At 42.1% G+C, this 18,202-nt stretch carries 20 protein-coding genes and 1 riboswitch; of the genes, 14 read left to right on the plus strand and 6 right to left on the minus strand.

What is annotated here, in order from left to right; genetic code table 11:
- Positions 1-22 precede the first annotated feature (22 nt).
- A complete protein-coding gene (locus BCU84_RS08170) occupies positions 23-727 on the plus strand; it encodes an MOSC domain-containing protein (protein ID WP_102527596.1) in 705 nt (234 codons plus the stop codon).
- 182 nt (positions 728-909) lie between these two features.
- Here the strand turns inward: BCU84_RS08170 and BCU84_RS08175 are convergent, their stop codons facing one another.
- Positions 910-2,832 (minus strand): methyl-accepting chemotaxis protein, encoded by a 1,923-nt coding sequence (locus BCU84_RS08175; RefSeq protein WP_102527597.1) that lies wholly within the window; start codon positions 2,830-2,832, stop codon positions 910-912.
- 158 nt (positions 2,833-2,990) lie between these two features.
- Positions 2,991-4,640 (minus strand): electron transfer flavoprotein-ubiquinone oxidoreductase, encoded by a 1,650-nt coding sequence (locus BCU84_RS08180; protein ID WP_102527598.1) that lies wholly within the window; start codon positions 4,638-4,640, stop codon positions 2,991-2,993.
- Positions 4,641-4,851: 211 nt separating this feature from the next.
- Positions 4,852-4,985, plus strand: a riboswitch (molybdenum cofactor riboswitch).
- Here BCU84_RS08180 and moaA point away from each other — a divergent pair.
- The 11 genes from moaA to BCU84_RS08235 all read left to right on the plus strand — a co-directional run bounded on the left by moaA (position 4,973) and on the right by BCU84_RS08235 (position 13,541).
- Positions 4,973-5,953, plus strand: coding sequence for a GTP 3',8-cyclase MoaA (moaA, locus tag BCU84_RS08185; protein WP_102527599.1), 981 nt, complete (start codon positions 4,973-4,975; stop codon positions 5,951-5,953). It overlaps the preceding riboswitch by 13 nt.
- 96 nt (positions 5,954-6,049) lie before the next feature.
- Positions 6,050-6,532 (plus strand): cyclic pyranopterin monophosphate synthase MoaC, encoded by a 483-nt coding sequence (gene moaC, locus BCU84_RS08190; protein WP_102527600.1) that lies wholly within the window; start codon positions 6,050-6,052, stop codon positions 6,530-6,532.
- A gap of 86 nt (positions 6,533-6,618) precedes the next feature.
- The gene (moaD, locus tag BCU84_RS08195) at positions 6,619-6,867 is read left to right on the plus strand and encodes a molybdopterin synthase sulfur carrier subunit (protein ID WP_102527601.1); all 249 of its coding nucleotides are present in this window, start codon (positions 6,619-6,621) and stop codon (positions 6,865-6,867) included.
- Position 6,868: 1 nt separating this feature from the next.
- The gene (gene moaE / locus BCU84_RS08200) at positions 6,869-7,354 is read left to right on the plus strand and encodes a molybdopterin synthase catalytic subunit MoaE (RefSeq protein ID WP_102527602.1); all 486 of its coding nucleotides are present in this window, start codon (positions 6,869-6,871) and stop codon (positions 7,352-7,354) included.
- A 16-nt stretch (positions 7,355-7,370) separates the two neighbouring features.
- Positions 7,371-8,246, plus strand: a complete 876-nt coding sequence (modA, locus tag BCU84_RS08205; protein WP_102527603.1) for a molybdate ABC transporter substrate-binding protein — start codon at positions 7,371-7,373, stop codon at positions 8,244-8,246.
- Between the two features lie 3 nt (positions 8,247-8,249).
- Positions 8,250-8,930 carry a molybdate ABC transporter permease subunit gene (gene modB / locus BCU84_RS08210; RefSeq protein ID WP_102527604.1) on the plus strand — a complete coding sequence of 227 codons (681 nt, stop codon included), beginning with the start codon at positions 8,250-8,252 and terminating at the stop codon, positions 8,928-8,930.
- Positions 8,911-10,029 (plus strand): ABC transporter ATP-binding protein, encoded by a 1,119-nt coding sequence (locus BCU84_RS08215; RefSeq protein WP_102527605.1) that lies wholly within the window; start codon positions 8,911-8,913, stop codon positions 10,027-10,029. Before modB ends, BCU84_RS08215 begins: the two co-directional genes overlap by 20 nt.
- An 83-nt stretch (positions 10,030-10,112) precedes the next feature.
- Positions 10,113-10,637 (plus strand): hypothetical protein, encoded by a 525-nt coding sequence (locus BCU84_RS08220; RefSeq protein WP_102527606.1) that lies wholly within the window; start codon positions 10,113-10,115, stop codon positions 10,635-10,637.
- 58 nt (positions 10,638-10,695) lie between these two features.
- A complete protein-coding gene (locus BCU84_RS08225) occupies positions 10,696-11,373 on the plus strand; it encodes a response regulator transcription factor (protein ID WP_102527607.1) in 678 nt (225 codons plus the stop codon).
- Between the two features lie 67 nt (positions 11,374-11,440).
- The gene (locus BCU84_RS08230; protein WP_102527644.1) at positions 11,441-12,679 is read left to right on the plus strand and encodes a HAMP domain-containing sensor histidine kinase; all 1,239 of its coding nucleotides are present in this window, start codon (positions 11,441-11,443) and stop codon (positions 12,677-12,679) included.
- Between the two features lie 184 nt (positions 12,680-12,863).
- Positions 12,864-13,541, plus strand: coding sequence for a TIGR01621 family pseudouridine synthase (locus BCU84_RS08235; protein ID WP_102527608.1), 678 nt, complete (start codon positions 12,864-12,866; stop codon positions 13,539-13,541).
- Between the two features lie 21 nt (positions 13,542-13,562).
- Here the strand turns inward: BCU84_RS08235 and BCU84_RS08240 are convergent, their stop codons facing one another.
- Positions 13,563-14,753: a GGDEF domain-containing protein gene (locus tag BCU84_RS08240; RefSeq protein WP_102527609.1), complete on the minus strand. Its 1,191-nt coding sequence runs from the start codon at positions 14,751-14,753 to the stop codon at positions 13,563-13,565.
- Positions 14,754-14,897: 144 nt separating this feature from the next.
- On the opposite strand from BCU84_RS08240, the gene BCU84_RS08245 reads away from it, so the two are divergent.
- The gene (locus tag BCU84_RS08245; RefSeq protein ID WP_102527610.1) at positions 14,898-15,065 is read left to right on the plus strand and encodes a YqaE/Pmp3 family membrane protein; all 168 of its coding nucleotides are present in this window, start codon (positions 14,898-14,900) and stop codon (positions 15,063-15,065) included.
- 163 nt (positions 15,066-15,228) lie between these two features.
- Positions 15,229-15,420, plus strand: coding sequence for a DUF2986 domain-containing protein (locus BCU84_RS08250; RefSeq protein WP_102527611.1), 192 nt, complete (start codon positions 15,229-15,231; stop codon positions 15,418-15,420).
- Positions 15,421-15,467: 47 nt separating this feature from the next.
- On the opposite strand, the gene BCU84_RS08255 is transcribed toward BCU84_RS08250, so the two are convergent.
- From BCU84_RS08255 to moeA, 3 genes are all read right to left on the minus strand, one after another.
- Positions 15,468-15,815 (minus strand): DUF333 domain-containing protein, encoded by a 348-nt coding sequence (locus BCU84_RS08255; RefSeq protein WP_102527612.1) that lies wholly within the window; start codon positions 15,813-15,815, stop codon positions 15,468-15,470.
- Positions 15,816-15,952: 137 nt separating this feature from the next.
- On the minus strand, positions 15,953-16,741 hold the full coding sequence (moeB, locus tag BCU84_RS08260) for a molybdopterin-synthase adenylyltransferase MoeB (RefSeq protein ID WP_102527613.1): 789 nt from the start codon (positions 16,739-16,741) through the stop codon (positions 15,953-15,955).
- 16 nt (positions 16,742-16,757) lie between these two features.
- The gene (gene moeA, locus BCU84_RS08265; protein WP_102527614.1) at positions 16,758-18,008 is read right to left on the minus strand and encodes a molybdopterin molybdotransferase MoeA; all 1,251 of its coding nucleotides are present in this window, start codon (positions 18,006-18,008) and stop codon (positions 16,758-16,760) included.
- Positions 18,009-18,202 lie beyond the last annotated feature (194 nt).

Genomic DNA, 18,202 nt, shown 5'->3' on the forward strand with positions numbered 1-18,202 from the left:
ATATCATGACGAGAGCGTATTAATGGCAGGCTATGTGTTAGCAAAAAAGATTTCAGGATTATTCCGTGGAGATAAAATTGATACCTTAGAAAGTATTGATAGTGGTATGAATAATAAACTCCCAGTGCAAAGTCTTAGTGTGACGCAACATGGTGTGGAAGGTGATAAGCAAGCCGATCCGATTCATCATGGCGGTGAAGAACGTGTATTACACCATTTTCCGCGTGAGCATTATGGTCAGTATCGTCGTTGGGATTTAATCACTAACTTTAAAGATGTCCCAGCCATGGGGGAAAACATCAGTACTGTAGGTTTAGATGAGTCACAAGTGAATATTGGTGACATTATTCAAATAGGTGAAGTCTTATTGCAAGTGACTCAACCACGCTCACCGTGTTTCAAGCTTAATCTGCAATTTGGCCATCCTAAATTTGCATTAGCAATGCAAGAAAGTCGCATGTGTGGTTGGTTTTATAAAGTGCTGCAAGCGGGAGAAATTAACGCAAATGACAGCATAGTGTTGATTGAACGAAAAAACGACATCAGTATTGCCCAGGCGATGAAGATTTACTTCTTACCTGAAGTCGACCCTGAACAATATCAGCAATTGATGCAATGTGAAGGCTTGGCACAAAACTGGGTGGCGAGTATGCAAAGACGTATTGATACTCACCAAATCGAAAACTGGCAATATCGATTATATGGCCCTGCTGGTGAACCGGCTTAAAGGTTTAATAAGCTACATAATATAATCAAGCTAACAAGTGGCGAGGGGTTTGCTTATCGTTAACTTATGGCGATTAATTATTTTATTTCAATTAGTTATTATTAAATCGTCTTTGTCAAAAATGATATAATTAAAAAAACGCACAATAAATTGTGCGTTTTTTATTGGAAAATCTCCTATATTTATTCAATTTTAAATCGAGCTACTAACACATCCAGTCGACCCGCTAGGGCGTTGAGAGACTCACTTGCTTGTGCCGCCGCTTGAGCCGTATCAGCTGTACGTTGAGTAATATCATTAATTTCTGTGACATTACGATTAATATCTTCTACGACCGTTGATTGCTCTTCTGTCGCCGCAGCAACTTGAATGTTCATATCACTGATTGAAGCAATTTGCTGGCTAATGCCGCTGAGTGATTGGCTTGCTTCATCTACTGCATTCACCCCTTCTTGGGAGCGGTTACGTGACGTTTCCATGGCAACAACGGCGCGACTTGCTTCAGATTGCAGTTTATCAATCATGGTTTGTACTTCGTTGGTTGAATCAGCAGTACGAGAAGCAAGGTTTCTTACCTCATCAGCTACAACCGCAAACCCTCTGCCTGCTTCACCCGCTCTTGCCGCTTCAATCGCAGCATTCAATGCCAGTAAGTTAGTTTGTTCTGAGATTGCACGGATCACATCTAAAATACCACCAATGGATTTAGTGTGGGTTGCAAGAGACTCAATCACTTCACCGACTTGCTCTACATCATTTGATAATTGATTAATGGTTGTTCTTGCACTCATAACGACCTGCTGGCCATCAGAAGATTCAGTATCAGCTTCTTTTGCTGTCACTGCGGCTTGTGCAGCATTACTGGCGATTTCATTTACCGTTGCGCCCATTTCATTAATGGCGGTCACAACCATAATGGTTCTGTCTTTTTGCTGTTGGCTATCATCAAGAGTTTGGTTCGCTTGAGCTGAGACATCTTTTGCTGACAAGCTTAATTGTTCACTGGTTCTTGCTACCTCTATGACCGATTCTTGTATTTTTGCAATAAAACTATTAAAGCCTTTGGCAAGCTGAGCTAATTCATCATTTCCCTCAACAGGAAGGCGTTGGCGTAAATCGCCTTCCCCCTCGCCAATATCTTTGAATAGTTCAGCTACTTTCGCAATGGGACGACTTACCGAGGATGCGACAGCGCTGGCAACCACAATAAAAAATACTGCGACAATGATCGTCCCCAGTATTATTTGATATACCGCTTTATCTAACAGGGCAAAAATTTCTGACTCTGGTACTTCGGCAATCAAATACCAGTTCATGGCCGGAATATAGCTACTGGCAATAATAGTGCTCTGGCCATTTACGTCAATGCGCATAAGGTTAAAGTCATTCTGCGCCAGTAAAGATTGAGTATTATTTCCTGAATAGAAGCCACTCAAACTCGCTTTACCTATCTGGTTAGGATCAGGATGGAGTTTTACACTGCCATTAGCATCAACCAAGTAAACGAAACCACTGTCTTCGATTTTGAAGGAACCGAGCTGTCGTACCATATCATCCAGTGACTTTGCTAACCCAACCAAGCCTCGGCCATTTGGTTGTTGATAATTAATAAAGAGTTTTACTTCACCATTCGTTTCAGTAAATACATTGAGCATTCGCTCTTGCCCGCTATTAACATAATCAAAAAACCAACTATCTTGCTGTGGGTTTAAAACGCGTAAAAAGCCATCTTGTGTGTAATAGGCTGCTGTTTCTTTGTCAGCAAAGGATGCTTGTGCAAGTTGATACTGATCTTGTAAATCGCCTAATTGTGCAACAACATTGGCTTCAGTATCGCTTGGGCGTCCCTGTTCAACCCATTCGAGTAACATGCGACTGTTTGCAAGTTGCTCAGCAGCATTTAGTAAGTTGTTGATATCAAGTTCTAATTTATGGCGAATTTGCATTAATAAGCTAGGTAGCTCGGAGTCTAGCATTCGCTGTTCAATTACATTTTTAGCACTACGTTGACTGAATACTCCGACAAGCATGGTTGAAAAGACGACACCAAATATCATCGAAAGTAAGATTTTTTGTTTAATGGAGAGGTGTTTTAACTGATTCATTCGGGACAACCTGTATAGTTCAATATGTCTAATATCGGCATCGGCTAGAATAAATGAATAGTTTATATGGGATTTTGAAGCTGATTTGTCTGTGTGATGTATTAAGACAATAAAAACGCACTTTAGTCAGTGCGTTTTATGATGAGTTAACTGGTTAACTACATATTCGGGTAGTTAGGTCCGCCACCACCTTCAGGTGTTACCCAAGTGATATTTTGGCTTGGGTCTTTAATGTCACAAGTTTTGCAGTGAATACAGTTTTGCGCATTAATCACAAACTTATTCTCAGCGCCTTCAGCGACCACTTCATAAACTCCCGCAGGGCAATAACGCTGCGCGGGTTCATTGTATTTAATTAAGTTAACAGCAATGGGGATAGACGCGTCCTTGAGTTGCAGGTGACACTTCTGATCTTCTTCATGGAAGGTATTCGATAGATAAACCGATGATAATTTATCAAAACTGAGCTTACCATCAGGCTTGGGGTACTCAATCGGGGTGAAGTCTTTAGCCAGTCCCATATCAGCATGATCAGGGGTTTCATCGCGAAGCGTTATCGGGAACTTCCCGCCAAACCAATTTTGGTCAATAAAGTTAAAAGCGCCGCCTAAGTAGGTACCGAACTTATGTAATGCAGGGCCAAAGTTGCGCGATTGAAATAGCTCTTCATGTAACCAGCTTTGCTCAATACGAGTTTGGAAACAATCTAAATCTTTACCAGCTTCAACACCTGCTATGAGTGCTTCGCCTAAGGTTTGAGCGGCGACAATACCGCTCTTCATAGCTGTATGTGTGCCTTTGATTTTGGCGAAGTTCAATGTCCCTGCATCACAACCAATAAGCAATCCACCAGGGAAGCTCATTTTAGGTAATGAATTCAAGCCACCTTTAGCGATAGCGCGAGCGCCGTAGGTTAAGCGCTCACCACCAGTTAATGTTTGCGCAATAACCGGATGTTGCTTATAACGCTGAAATTCATCGAACGGGCTGACATGTGGGTTTTTATAATTCAAATCAATAATCAAGCCGACAGCGACTTGGTTATCTTCCATGTGATAAAGGAAGCCACCACCAGAAGTCCCTTGATTAAGCGGCCAACCGCCGGTGTGAACCACTTTACCTTCTTGATGTTGTTCTGCTGGAATTTTCCAAATTTCTTTAAAGCCAAGGCCGTAATGCTGTGGTGTTTTACCATTATCTAGATGATATTTCGCGATAAGTTCCTTGCCTAGATGGCCGCGACAACCCTCAGAAAATACAGTGTATTTGGCATGTAACTCCATACCTGGCATATAGCTGTCTTTTTCTTCGCCATTAGCGCCAACACCCATGTCACCAATTAATATACCTTTCACACTGTTATCTTGATTAAACAGCACTTCACTTGCAGCAAAACCTGGGAAGATTTCAACACCTAAACCTTCAGCTTTTTCTGCTAACCAGCGTGTTAGGTTACCGACACTAATAATGTAGTTACCATCGTTATGCATGGTTTTAGGCACTAAACTGTTCGACATTAATTGAGATTTTGAGTCTGAACTTAGCAGGTAAATCTCATCGTGAGTCACTTTAGTATTCAGTGGGATATCGGAATCACGCCAATCGGAGAACAATTCATCCAATACTTTAGGCTCAAAAACCGCACCAGATAATATGTGCGCTCCAACCTCAGAGCCTTTTTCAACAACACAGACAGTCATTTCTTTGTCTGCGTCTTGTGATATTTGCATTAATCGACATGCAGTAGCGAGTCCGGCAGGTCCTGCACCGACAATTACTACATCGAATTCCATAGATTCGCGTTCCATCATCTCACCTTTGATCTTCATTCCCCAGTTTATGGCGGGTTTGTTGTTATTTTTTTGTTTTACTCACCTTACCTCAAAAATGAGCTAGGTCACAGTAGCAAGTGCGATTTTGAGCTCGTGAGCTAGCTCGCAATTCTTTACAGATTTTGTACAAACCGGGACAAAATGTCATAAAAAGGTACTGATTAGAGCGAATTTAGGCCTATAATCAAGGTTGACGGTTCTCCGAGCTTTATATCCTACGTCCACAGATACGGGTATTTAGCCGTGGTAATAATGCCACCGGGGTGAGTAAAGAAATGCGCTTACCTCCCACACTTGGAAAGGTTAACATGTCCCAACTACAAGACAGTTTTGGTCGAAGATTTCACTATCTGCGGATGTCAGTCACTGACGTTTGTAATTTCAAATGTACCTATTGCCTACCTGACGGTTACAGACCTGATGGCAAGCCAAAGTTCCTCGCGCTAAATGAAATTGAAAATTTAGTGGCGGCTTTTGGTGAGGTAGGTACTCAAAAAATCCGCATTACCGGTGGTGAGCCGACCCTTAGAAAAGATTTCACCGATATCATTCGCGTCGTTGCTGATAATGACAACATTAATACCGTTGCCACAACAACCAATGGTTATCGCCTCGAAAAGCACGCTAAAGAATGGTACGACGCGGGTTTGCGCCGAATAAATGTTTCGGTTGATAGCTTAGATCCGAAAATGTTCTACCAAATCACAGGCGAAAACAAGTTTGATCAAGTGATGCGCGGTATTGATGCTGCACTTGAGGCGGGCTTTGAGCGGATTAAAATAAATGCGGTACTGCTTAAAGGCTTAAATGACAAAGATTTGCCACGTTTCTTACACTGGATTAAAAACACACCGATAGATTTGCGCTTTATCGAGTTGATGGAAACGGGTTTAGGCCATGATTACTTTAACGCCCATCATTTAGCGGGTCTTGATATCAAGCTAAAGCTTGAATCAGAAGGTTGGTTATATGATCTGCCGAGTGTTGATGATGGCCCTGCGCAAAACTTTAGTCACCCAGATTACCAAGGCCGTATTGGCTTGATTATGCCTTACGCTAAAAACTTTTGTGCCAGCTGTAACCGTTTGCGTGTATCAGCTAAAGGCAAACTGCATTTATGTCTGTTTACTGAAAATGGTCTCGATTTACGTGACTTATTACAACATGAATCTCAGCGAGCGGAATTAATTGAACGTCTGCACAGTCAATTAGCACAGAAAGAAGAAACTCATTACTTACATCAAGGGATCACAGGTGTGACCAAACATTTAGCCTCTATTGGTGGTTAATATAGAGCGATGTTAGGTGGCTAAGGTGTTGCAGCGTCGCTGTTAAACAGTATTCCTTTTCCATACTGAAATTAAGATCTAATAAGGCAAGTTAGCATGAGCAATTGTTTTACCCATATTAATGCCGATGGCAACGCTCACATGGTCGATGTGACTGAAAAAAATATCACCGAACGTGAAGCACGCGCTGAAGCATTCATCGAAATGGCGCCAAGTACGCTTGAGATGATCATGAGCGGCAGTCATCACAAAGGTGATGTGTTCGCTACAGCGCGTATTGCAGGCATTCAAGCTGCGAAAAAAACCTCTGATTTAATTCCTTTATGTCACCCATTAATGTTGACTAAAGTTGAAGTGGATCTAGAAGCTCAGCCTGAGTTTAACCGTGTTCGAATTACCAGCTTGTGTAAACTTTCTGGCAAAACTGGCGTGGAAATGGAAGCATTAACTGCCGCTTCAACAGCAGCACTTACCATTTATGACATGTGTAAAGCGGTTCAAAAAGACATGATTATCTCCCAAGTACGTTTACTCGAAAAACGTGGCGGCAAGTCAGGTCATTTTCAAGCTGAAGATTAATCAGTTTGGTGCGATTGTTGGTAGCAAGAATCGCTGACAATCAGTAAAACGTTATTTGTTAGACCCAATCAATACGAGACATCGACATGATCCAAGTTCTATTTTTTGCACAAGTTAGAGAGTTACTCGGTACGGCTAAAGTTGAAGTTGCCGCTGAAGGTATTACTAATACTGAGCAGCTACGTGAAGCATTAGCCGCTAAAGATGATAAGTGGGCAAAAGTATTGTCATCAGACAAATTACTGGTAGCGGTTAATCAAACGATGAGTGCATGGGATGCGGCTGTTGTTGATGGTGATGAAGTTGCCTTTTTCCCACCAGTAACAGGTGGTTAAAATGACCGTTAGTTCTGAAAAAAATCCTAGGCAAGTTGTGCGCGTGCAAACCGCTGACTTCAATGTTGCTGATGAATACAATGCGATTGCAAATGATAACAGTGATGGCGCAGTAGTAACATTTGCAGGGAAAGTACGTGATTTCAATGATGGCAGCGCTGTTACTGATCTTACTTTAGAACATTACCCAGGAATGACAGAAGCTGTATTAGTGCAATTAGCTGAACAAGCTTATGAACGCTGGCCATTAAATTATGTCACGATTATTCATCGTGTTGGCCGCATGGAACTGGGCGAACAAATCGTATTTATCGGCGTTACTAGCATGCATCGCAAAGCGGCATTTGCAGCGTGTGAATTCCTTATCGATTTCTTAAAAACCAAAGCACCTTTTTGGAAACTTGAAGCTGGCGAAGAAGGCAATAACTGGGTCGAAGCACGTGATTCAGATGAACAGGCTGCGTCAATGTGGAACGAAACCAAATAGCAAAGGATGCTTACCAATGACATTTAGCCGTCGAGTTGTATTAAAGGTTCAAAGTCTTTTACTTGCGAGTTTGTTAGGACTTTCTTCTTTGTTTTCGCTTTCTGCATTGGCGGCTAAACCGCCAGCCATTGCAGCTGCGGCTAATGTTAAGTTTGCCTTAGATGAAATTGTGGCAAACTTTACTGCTGAAACGGGCTTAGCGTTACGCGTTTCATATGGGTCTTCTGGCAATTTTGTCGCTCAGATCCAGCATGGTGCACCGTTTGAAATGCTATTAAGCGCCGATGAGTTTTATGTACAGCAGCTACATAAGGCAGGTAAAACTGATTCAGATGGTGATATCTACGCCATTGGTAAGTTAGCCCTAGTGGCGCCAAATAATTCCAAATTAGCATTAGACCCCCAATTAACAGGTCTGAGTCAGGCAGTCTCCCAAGGCGAGATAAAGCGATTTGTTATTGCTAATCCCGCTCATGCTCCATATGGTGAGCGCGCTCAAGCGTTACTTGAGAGCAAAGATTTATGGTCTGCGCTGCAACCTAAGATCATTATGGGCGAGAATGTTTCCCAAGCCGCTCAGTTTGCTTTAAGTGGTTCAGCACAAGGTGGCATCGTGGCATTGTCGCTAGCATCAGCACCGCAGTTTACCAAAATGGGCCGCTACATAGAGATCCCCCAGTCATTATATCAACCCATTAATCAACGTATGGTGCTGACTCCGCGAGCGGGGGATACCACTAAACAGTTTTATCAGTACATGCAGTCAACAGCTGCTCAGCAAGTTCTAGAGAATTATGGTTTTGGCTTTCCAGCCAACGTCAGCGATAAACATCATTTACACCAGCCTAAACTTCGTGCACCAAGACCAAGACAGCAAGTGGCGGAGCAGTAATTTATGGATTGGCAGTCGTTGTGGTTATCTGCAAAATTAAGTTCTGTAACCGTACTAATTCTGATCCCAATGGCCATTTTTGTCGGTCGCTTTCTGGCGTACAAACAATTTCGTGGTAAATCGTGGGTAGAAGCACTGATTATGGTGCCATTGGTGTTGCCACCGACGGTGATTGGTTATTACTTGCTTGTCGGTTTAGGTAGTCAAAGTCTTATTGGACAATGGGTCGAGCAATTTACTGGCGCCCAGTTAGTGTTTAATTTTTCAGGCTTAGTGATTGCCTCTATTCTGGTTAATATCCCTTTTGCTGTGCAGCCGATTCAGCGCGCCTTTGAAACCATACCCCATGATATTCCTGATGCAGCAGCATGTTGTGGCATGAGCTGGTGGCGTATTTTCATTAAAATTGAATTACCTATGATATGGCCTGGAATATTGACCGCTGTGGTGTTGTGTTTTTCACATGTTTTAGGTGAGTTTGGCGTGGTGTTAATGCTTGGTGGCAACATTGCTGGCGAAACTAAAACTATCTCGATTGCTATTTATGACAGTGTGCAAGCCTTTGACTTTGAAGCGGCGGGTACGATGTCGTTAGTACTCTTGGTATTTGCTGTGAGTGTATTGGCAATAACGACAAGTTTATCAAGACGCTTAGGGGGGCAGCATGCCAACCCGCAACGTTGATTTAGAGACTCATTTATACTGCCAAATTGAGCAAGTATCACCCATCCCATTAATTGCTAACTTTAGCTGTAAAGCGGGCGAAGTTCTGGCGGTTGTTGGACCTTCTGGTGGCGGTAAAACCACTTTGTTACGCATGATTGCAGGCTTAAGTGTACCTGAGAAAGGCCGGATTCAGTGTGGCGAGCAGCAATGGTTTGATGACGAGCTGCGGATTAAGTTATCCCCTCAACAACGTCACATTGGTTATGTCCCACAACACTTTGGTTTATTTCCGCATCTTACCGCGCTAGAAAATGTGATATCTGGCTTGGACCACATTCCTAAAAGTGAACGCAAAGCAAGGGCTCTAGACTGGCTTGAGCGAGTTAACTTACATGGGCTACCTGCTAGGTTGCCTGCACAGTTATCTGGCGGTCAGCGTCAACGTGTGGCTTTAGCAAGGGCATTAGCACGAGAGCCTTCGGTATTATTGCTCGATGAACCGTTTTCTGCGGTGGATAGAGAAACCCGTGAACGTTTATACATTGAGTTAGCCAGATTAAAATCACAGTTATCAATTCCTGTGGTCATGGTGACCCATGATATGAACGAAGCTTTGTTATTGGCCGATAAAATGATCCTAATCAGCCAAGGTAACATGCTGCAGCAGGGCGAACCTTTTGAGGTATTGTCTCATCCTCGTAATGAAACCGTGGCTAGGCAGATGGGCCTTAGAAACATTTTCAATGCCGAGGTCAGTGGCCGAGATGCAGAGGCAAACATCACATGGCTTAAAATGGGCGAGCAAATCATTGCCAGTGACAGTGCTCCTGAATTGGCAATTGGACAGGAAGTGCGTTGGGTGATCCCAAACCAAGGCATTCGATTTAATGCGATTTCCAGTGGCCGTTTGTGTCGTAGTATCAATAAACTCGATATTGTTATCGAGTCAATGCTAGTCATGGGTGAGTCTGTGCGTGTGAAAGCGCGAATGGCGGATGTGGACGAGGTGTTCAATATGGATATTCCTTCGCATTTGGCTGAAAAACTCTCATTAAAAACCGGATTGGCAACAACGATTGCACTGAAATCTGAGCAAGTCCATATTCTAGAATCATGATCAATTATTAATCTTACAATGCTTGGGTCTTTTGCTGGGCTTAGGTAAAGTAATACTACTCCAATTCTCATTATGAGGCTTTCATGTTCCGTATCGTTCTGTCGTTGTTAGTCGTATTTCCATCAATGGTAATGGCTACCCCGACTATGCATACCTTGCTCTCAGAGGGTGAATACGTCCAACCACTTGTCGTGGTTGAACAAATTGAAACTGAATATAGCGGTGTCGTTTCATCGTTCGATATGGATGTTGAAAATGGTCAACTCATTTATGAAATAGACTTACTCAATCTAGATGACAGTGAAATTACCGAATTCTCATTTGATGCAAGTGACGGCAGCTTAATCACCAAAAAATTATCCGCTTTTGAAGCCGATGATTTAGACCAAGTTAAAGCCGCACGAGTACTCATCAAGCAAAAAATGACTTTTACTGAGCTCGTCACAATGGCGCAAAAAGGTCAAACGGGATATTTAATCGAAGCTGAGTTAGACCATGACTTAGCCATCAGCTATCTAGAATTAAAATTACTCAATGTTTCAAGCAAGCATACGATTGCTTTTGATATTGAAGAATTACGTCCGCTGCCATTACTGCAGTGGGACTAATATGACTTGGCAATTAGCACCTTTACAGTCAAACGCTGTAGAACTAAGGAATAGCACTATGCGAGTATTAATCGTTGAAGACGATGCAACCACACTACAATACGTTGCTGAAGGTTTTACCGCACAGCAATATCAAGTTGATACTGCGACCAATGGCCATGATGGCTTACACCAAGCAAAGCATAATCAATATGACATTATCATTTTAGATCGTATGTTACCTCAGTTAGACGGCCTAACCCTGCTGACTGCACTGCGCAATAATGGTAACCAAACACCTGTGTTAATCCTTTCTGCGCTGAGTCATGTCGACGAGCGAGTGAAAGGATTACGTGCTGGTGGCGATGATTACATGACCAAACCGTTTGCCTTTGCTGAGTTGCAAGTGCGCGCAGAAAAGCTGATTCAACGTAATGCGCCAGCTGCGGCAAATACCGATCTTGAAGTCGGCAACTTAAAAATGGAATTGCTGACCCGCAAAGTCACATTAGATGAGCATGAATTAATGCTACAGCCTAAAGAGTTTCAATTGCTGAAATATCTAATGGAGCATCCGAATCAAGTCATTAGCCGTACATTATTGTTTGAAGCAGTCTGGGATTATCACTTCGACCCGCGCACCAATGTGATTGATGTGCATATTGCAAAACTGCGTCGTAAATTTGAAGAGCTAGGCCACCCAGAGATCATTGAAACTGTTCGAGGGGCTGGATATCGCCTTTGCAAAGGGAATTAAACCCTACCAAAGCAGTGCTTGGCGGATAACGCTAATTTTCTCGACCTTGGTTACCTTGTTGATTGTGATGTTGGTATTTGGTTTATACCGCCAACTCGTTATTGAGCAAGAAAATCAGGTTGAGCAACATCTTGCCACTGAAATGCAGCGTTATCAGCAATTGGCATTAACGGTTGATCGCCGCAGTTTTGCTGCGCAAATTCGCGCAGCAGATCCTAAAACAGCCTTGATTGCTTGGCGAAACAGCGTTGATATGGTTGGGGCACTGAGTTTTGTGCCTGACAACATGCCTTTATTGCCAAAAACCCGTGAATTTCCTATTTTAACCGGTGGCCCAGATAAGCTTCATATTCTCACCGGTGGCATTGTGATGACCCATTATGGGCCGGTGCTTATAGCGACTCGTACTGATAATTTAGCCGCATTAATTGATAAATTTATTAATGCTGCATTTTGGGCGGTGGCATTCACGTTAGGGATTACCTTAGCGGTTGGTTTTGTGTTCTCTAAAGCGATTTTAAGACGCTTGGTACAATACAATTTACTGTGTAAAAAGATTGAGCAAGGTGAGTACAACACCCGTTTGCCTGTGAGTCATAATCAAGACGAATTTGATATGCTTGCTGGTCAGTTTAATCGGGTACTCGATACCTTAGAACATAACTTAATGTCTGTTCGTGGGGTGACAGATAATATTGCCCATGACTTAAGAACGCCTTTGTCTCACTTACGCATTGGTATTGAGCAATTACCCAGTAAACCGACAGAGCATGTGCCAGAATTGACCGCCATGTTGCTAGAAGAACTGGACCATTGTTTAGCGACTTTTGATGCCATGTTATCTCTCACTCGAATAGAAGAAGGTCAGCAAACCTTAGATATGCAGACTGTGAGTCTACAACTTTTATGTGAAGACTTATTTGAAATGGCTGAAGTGGTTGCTGAGTCGAAACAACAAACATTGACCTTGTCAGCAGACAAAGATGTGACAATCTCTGGCGATAAATACCTATTGTTCCAAGCCTTATTTAACTTAGTTGATAATGCGATTAAATATGCCCCTGAAGATGCCACCATTGAGATAGTGCAAAAAGGCAGAAAGATCCAAATTATTGATAATGGCCCAGGTATTAGTGATGAAGATAAAGAAAGGGTATTTGATCGTTTAGTGCGATTAGACCCTAGCCGACATCACAAAGGCACGGGGTTGGGCTTATCAATGGTTAAAGCGATTTTATCCCGTCATCATGCTAAAATTGAGCTTAAGGATAATCATCCAGGGCTGATTGTCGACATTCGATTCTAGTCCTGTTTAGGTATATTCCTAGCTCATGTTAATCATTGGTATAAAGCCGATATATCAGGCTTGTACCAGTGATTTTTAGCACGCTTATTTCAGTGCTCTTATTCCAAAACGCTTATTTCAGAACTCTTAGTTCAGAAATTTAGTTCAGAGCTTGTATTTCTGTACTCTCATTAGAATCGAGACCATGTATCAAATTTTAGAACAACACCCAGACTTTATTGTTATCAATAAGTCTCCTAAGGTTCATTTTCATAGCCAAGATGGCACTGCAGGTGTTGTTGCGCAAGTTGAAGCAGATTTAGGTATTAAACTGTTTGCGGTACACCGTTTAGATACTCCGACTTCTGGGTTACTTATATTAGCTAAAACCCCACAGGCAGCGGCAGAGTTTACTGAATTGTTCAGTGAGCATAAAATTCAAAAGTTTTATCTGGCTATTGCCAAAGGAAAGCCTAAAAAGAAGCAAGGTGGGATTATAGGCGACATGGCCAAATCTCGACGCAGCATGTATAAACTGCTGCGCACTAAGTCCAATCCTGCAATAACCCAGTTTTTCTCTCAATCTATTGGTGATGGCTTAAGATTATATTTGCTCAAACCATTAAGTGGGAAAACTCACCAATTACGTGTCGCGTTAAGCAGTATCGGTGTGCCGATCTTGGGGGATGAACTATATGGAGGCGAAGTGGCAGACCGTTGTTACTTGCATGCCATGGCATTGGACTTTGAGTATCAAGATAAACGATATCAGTTTATACAACTTCCTGAGATAGGGGATGTGTTTCAAGCACCATCAGTCACCGACATTTTACAACAAGATTGGCAAGCGCCAGAAATGCTTGCTTGGCCTACGCATACTTAAGCGTAGGTCATTCTATTTTATTTAGAACTTGTCGTTTAGGGTTGGATTAGCACTTTTAATGCAGTTACGGCCACTGGCTTTAGCTTCATACATGGCTTTATCAGCTAAATGAAGTAACGCTTCAGCAGGTAAGTTCTCATTAATCGTCGAGAAACCAATACTGGCTTCAATGGCAATGGGTGTTCCTTGCCACTCAAAGTTCACTTTCGCTAAGGCCTGTTGTAGTTTTTTCGCCACACAAAGAGCTTGTTGCTCCGACGTCAGCGGTAAGATGAGAACAAACTCTTCACCACCATAACGGCATAAATAGTCTATTTCTCGAGTGATACTATTAAGTTGCTTAGCAGCAACTTTAAGAACCTCATCGCCTGCAGTGTGGCCATGGACATCGTTGATTTGTTTAAAATGGTCTAAATCAATCAAAATCACACTGTAGCTGACCTTGTCGCGTAGCCATCGAGCATGTTCTAGGGCTAACTTGCTTTGTAGTGCATTTCGATTCCAAAGCCCAGTTAATGTATCTTTATTCGCTAGGGTCATTATTTTCACCACAAGACGATTAATGGTGTTTCCTATGATGAGGATATTAACTAATAAAATTAATACGATATAGACCCATAAAATAGGCACTGATTCCTCAGTGTTAAACGCCGCGTAGGTAGCGACCTTTTCGGGATAAAGTATCAAAATACATGCCCTGGCTAAGAACATAATGCCAATGATTAAAATCGGAATAACTAACCAGTAAGTGGCGAAAGCAGTAAAATTCTTCTTAAAGGCGACATAATGATCTTTTGCTAGCATAAAGAAACAAATAGCGGCAGCTAAAGATAAAATAATCATTAAATATGCCGAGCTACTGTTTTGTGGTTTGGCGAGTAACATGCTGCCGATGGAAACAAGAACTAATGTAATATCAAATTGGTGGCTAGATTTTAAATGATAAAGTCGCTGCGCGCCCCAGCGTAAAAAGCAAAAACCTACTAATATAATATTGTCAGCTACTAGCCAATGCAGGTAACTTGGTTCATGGGTACGTTGAGTATAAAGCAACATGCCTAGTAACACGCAGAAGTTGGCTAACGCAAAACGCCAGCTAGCACTGGGTGCGACTCGCATAGGAATAACCATGACAGTCCATGCGATTGTTCCTGCGAAACACAAGATACAAATCACTTGAATTAGAATGAGGCTGCTACTAGTTTCTATCATTGAACCTGCACTAAATGATTAAAAATTGAGGATAAGTTGATTGTGTTGAATATCATAATAATATTTGATCTGTTTCACAAATTGTTGCAATTATGAACATTTTGGTTGATTAATTTTTACAATTTTAAAGGGAAAGAAATAATTATGGATACAAATAAACTGCTGCTAATTGTCATTGCAATCTTACTACCGCCGGTGGCTGTGTTTTTGAAAAAAGGCATGGGAAAAGATTTACTGATTAATATTATTCTCTGTTTATTGTTCTTTGTTCCTGGCTTGATCCATGCCATTTGGGTGGTGATACAAGATTAACCTGCTGGGTTTATTGAACGATGAGAATACCAATTCTGATAATATTTGGAATTGGTATTTTTGTATTTAGGGTTGTAGAATCGCACTCCGATTTATATCGCTTGTATCGAATATGTGCTTTATAGCAAAGCTGTTGTTTCAGAGAGTTTAAGGTGAAATTAGTATGAATAGACGTAAAAAGATTAACCAAACGCTCAAAGGGAAAGCGAAAAAAGCCAATGCGAAAAAAACAGGTAGTAATAAACCTAAGTATGTGTCTAAAGCTGAGCGAGAATTAGTACAACAGACTGAGCAACAAGGGGCGAGTCAATTGGCTGTATCGAGCGACAACAATCAAGAAGTTACAGCAGAGTAAGTCGGTTAATTGATATCACTTAACATCGCCAAGGTGGTATCAAGCTATTAGCTTTGTTGATGATCACGCCTAAATAACTCCCATTGCTCAATCACTTCACCATCAGGCAGAGTGCAAAGCGACACATCGCCATTAATGTGCTTAATGGTTTCTAAGGTGCCATCTTTATCTACGCAATAATCAGCTGCAGGGTTACTCATGTGTAGCGGCTTGATTTCATCGCCTGAACAGGCGCTTAAACCACTGAGTATTACGACGCATGATAACAGCTTACAATTATTGAGCTTACCGGTGGGTGTTCGAGCAAATAGCGCAGTAAACGGGTACCACAGATAAATGCGGGCTAACTTGTTAGTGCAGTATGCAATATTGGCTATAGTTAATTGTTCGAACATAGTAGATCCCTATGACAGATTTCTATGAATGAGCGTTATAAAAGAGCTGATAATTAAGCCGTTTTCTTTTATCAACTATAGCCAAGATTGTGACTTTTAGTAAAACTTTGATTGTTAATGCTTGCTGATTGAGAACCTTATACAGGTGCCGAGCACACAGAGCAGTTAGCTTGCTTCGGTAGTTTCATTTCACGAAACTCCATCGTCATCGCATCTATCATTAAAATACGACCATTTAAGCCTTGGCCCATTTGGCTGATGGCCTTAATGGCTTCAGTCGCCTGAATACAACCTACTAAACCAACAACTGGCGCCAAGATACCGGACTCGACACAGGTTAATTGTTGTTCGCCAAACAAGCTGCTGTAACAATGGTAGCAAGGCGAAGATGACTGATAATCAAATACCGTTACCGTGCCTTCCATACGTATTGCAGCAGCTGAGATAAAGCTGGTTTTATGCTTAAAACAGCTTTGATTAAGTTGTTCTCTGACTTGAACATTATCAGTGCAGTCTAGTACTAACATATGCTCAGATACCAAGTGTTCAATACGCGCTTCATCAAGAAATTCGTTGATAGTATTGATTGTAATTAATGGGTTTAATTGCGCCAATGTCTGCTTGGCAGAGTCCACTTTGGCTTGACCAATATTTTCATCGTAGTGCAATACTTGGCGCTGTAAATTAGATAATTCAACCGTATCAAAATCAACAAGGGTCATTTCACCCACACCGGCCACAGCTAAATATTGGGTTACAGTACAACCTAGGCCACCTGCGCCAATCACTAATACTTTTGCTTGCTTGAGTTTTTCTTGGCCTTCAATATCCATAGCTTTAATAGATATTTGGCGGCTATAACGCAGCATTTCATTGTCTGACAAAATGTCCAAATCATCAGCTGCGTTTAGGGATAAATCACTCATTAAACTTCCTTAGCAATTAACACAATACGCTGTTGAATGGTTCAACATTAACTTGAGCGCCAGAGGCAACATCGCCTTGTTCTTGCTCTAAGTTAATAAAGCAGTTAGCTAAACTCATCGAGGTAAGCATGCCTGAGCCTTGACCGCCAGTGGTTGATACGACGAGTTCACCGTTGTCATCACGGCTCAAAATACCACGTTGATATTCTGCTCGGCCAGGTTGTTTGCGAATGGCACTCGTTAGGGTCGCTTTAACGATTAATGGCTCTTTCACCGTTAAGCCTTGCATCTTATTGACGATTGGCCAAACAAGTTTGTAGAAGGTGACCATTGATGAAACAGGGTTACCTGGTAAGCCGCAAAAAACGGCCTTGCCTAATTTACCGAACGCAAATGGCTTACCGGGTTTAATCGCTAAGCGCCAGAAGGTAATTTCGCCTTCCTCAGAGAGAATTTGCTTAGTGTAATCAGCATCACCAACAGAAACGCCGCCAGAGGTCAGCACCATATCCGCTTTTTTCGCTGCTTCTCTAAACGCACCGCGAATCGCTTCTTTGTCATCTTCGATAACGCCTAAATCAATCCATTCAACATTAGCTTGGGTGAGTAGGCCTTTAATCGAGTAGCGATTAGAATCGTAAATCTGCCCAGGAGCAAGCTCGCTTCCTACTGGTCGCAGTTCATCTCCTGTTGAAAAGAAAGCGACTTTAAGACGGGCTTTTACTCTTATTTGGCTGATGCCGATTGTAGCTAATACGCCCATTTCTGCCGCGCGAATTTGAGTGCCACTTTTGAGTACATTGGTGCCAGCGGTAAGTTCTTCACCACAGTAGCGAATGCTATTGCCTTTGGCATTTGGGTGTTCAATGGTGATCTTGTCACCGTCAGCAGAGGTTTTCTCCTGCATCTGTACCGTGTCATAACCTGCAGGAACTGGCGCACCAGTCATAATCCGAATGCAGCTGTTGGCTGGGATCTTGCCTTTGTAAGGGTGTCCTGCAAATGAGGTTCCGACCAAGGTTAACGTGGTTGCTGTTTCACCTGTCAGTTCATCGAACTTAAAGGCATAACCGTCCATTGATGAGTTATCGAAAGGAGGGAGGTCGATACAAGATGCCAAGTCTTCAGATAAAATACGGCCAACAGCCTCATTTAAGCTAACCATTTCGCTTTGTTCAATAACACTTACTTGATCAAGTAAAGCATTAATGGCGTCAGTTGGGTGCATTAAACCAGGCTGTGCACAGGCATCAGATTTTGTTGACATCGTAGCTCCTCGCATGACATTTGCCATGTTGTGGTTTATCTAAGGCTGGCTTAGATAATAAGATTCATTTTTGATACCGCATTATGCCATGATAGCGGCAGATAACTATGATCAGACCGAAGGTTTTTATATCTATGACCAGTAAAAGTGGCGCAATAATTAATAATGCCATTATTTCCGAAAAGGTTTCCGAA

Origin of the sequence: Shewanella sp. 10N.286.51.B7 (assembly GCF_002873615.1) — a bacterium.
GTDB lineage: Bacteria > Pseudomonadota > Gammaproteobacteria > Enterobacterales > Shewanellaceae > Shewanella > Shewanella electrodiphila.

Bases quoted from the DNA above. Each gene is read 5' to 3' on its own strand.
- BCU84_RS08250 (WP_102527611.1), top strand. From the start codon at position 15,229: ATGAATAGACGTAAAAAGATTAACCAAACGCTCAAAGGGAAAGCGAAA.
- moaC (WP_102527600.1), top strand. From the start codon at position 6,050: ATGAGCAATTGTTTTACCCATATTAATGCCGATGGCAACGCTCACATG.
- moaA (WP_102527599.1), top strand. From the start codon at position 4,973: ATGTCCCAACTACAAGACAGTTTTGGTCGAAGATTTCACTATCTGCGG.
- BCU84_RS08215 (WP_102527605.1), top strand. From the start codon at position 8,911: ATGCCAACCCGCAACGTTGATTTAGAGACTCATTTATACTGCCAAATT.
- BCU84_RS08175 (WP_102527597.1), bottom strand. From the start codon at position 2,832: ATGAATCAGTTAAAACACCTCTCCATTAAACAAAAAATCTTACTTTCG.
- BCU84_RS08220 (WP_102527606.1), top strand. From the start codon at position 10,113: ATGTTCCGTATCGTTCTGTCGTTGTTAGTCGTATTTCCATCAATGGTA.
- BCU84_RS08230 (WP_102527644.1), top strand. From the start codon at position 11,441: ATGTTGGTATTTGGTTTATACCGCCAACTCGTTATTGAGCAAGAAAAT.
- moeB (WP_102527613.1), bottom strand. From the start codon at position 16,741: ATGAGTGATTTATCCCTAAACGCAGCTGATGATTTGGACATTTTGTCA.
- BCU84_RS08245 (WP_102527610.1), top strand. From the start codon at position 14,898: ATGGATACAAATAAACTGCTGCTAATTGTCATTGCAATCTTACTACCG.
- BCU84_RS08240 (WP_102527609.1), bottom strand. From the start codon at position 14,753: ATGATAGAAACTAGTAGCAGCCTCATTCTAATTCAAGTGATTTGTATC.
- moeA (WP_102527614.1), bottom strand. From the start codon at position 18,008: ATGTCAACAAAATCTGATGCCTGTGCACAGCCTGGTTTAATGCACCCA.
- BCU84_RS08255 (WP_102527612.1), bottom strand. From the start codon at position 15,815: ATGTTCGAACAATTAACTATAGCCAATATTGCATACTGCACTAACAAG.
- BCU84_RS08225 (WP_102527607.1), top strand. From the start codon at position 10,696: ATGCGAGTATTAATCGTTGAAGACGATGCAACCACACTACAATACGTT.
- modB (WP_102527604.1), top strand. From the start codon at position 8,250: ATGGATTGGCAGTCGTTGTGGTTATCTGCAAAATTAAGTTCTGTAACC.
- modA (WP_102527603.1), top strand. From the start codon at position 7,371: ATGACATTTAGCCGTCGAGTTGTATTAAAGGTTCAAAGTCTTTTACTT.
- moaD (WP_102527601.1), top strand. From the start codon at position 6,619: ATGATCCAAGTTCTATTTTTTGCACAAGTTAGAGAGTTACTCGGTACG.
- BCU84_RS08180 (WP_102527598.1), bottom strand. From the start codon at position 4,640: ATGGAACGCGAATCTATGGAATTCGATGTAGTAATTGTCGGTGCAGGA.
- moaE (WP_102527602.1), top strand. From the start codon at position 6,869: ATGACCGTTAGTTCTGAAAAAAATCCTAGGCAAGTTGTGCGCGTGCAA.
- BCU84_RS08170 (WP_102527596.1), top strand. From the start codon at position 23: ATGGCAGGCTATGTGTTAGCAAAAAAGATTTCAGGATTATTCCGTGGA.
- BCU84_RS08235 (WP_102527608.1), top strand. From the start codon at position 12,864: ATGTATCAAATTTTAGAACAACACCCAGACTTTATTGTTATCAATAAG.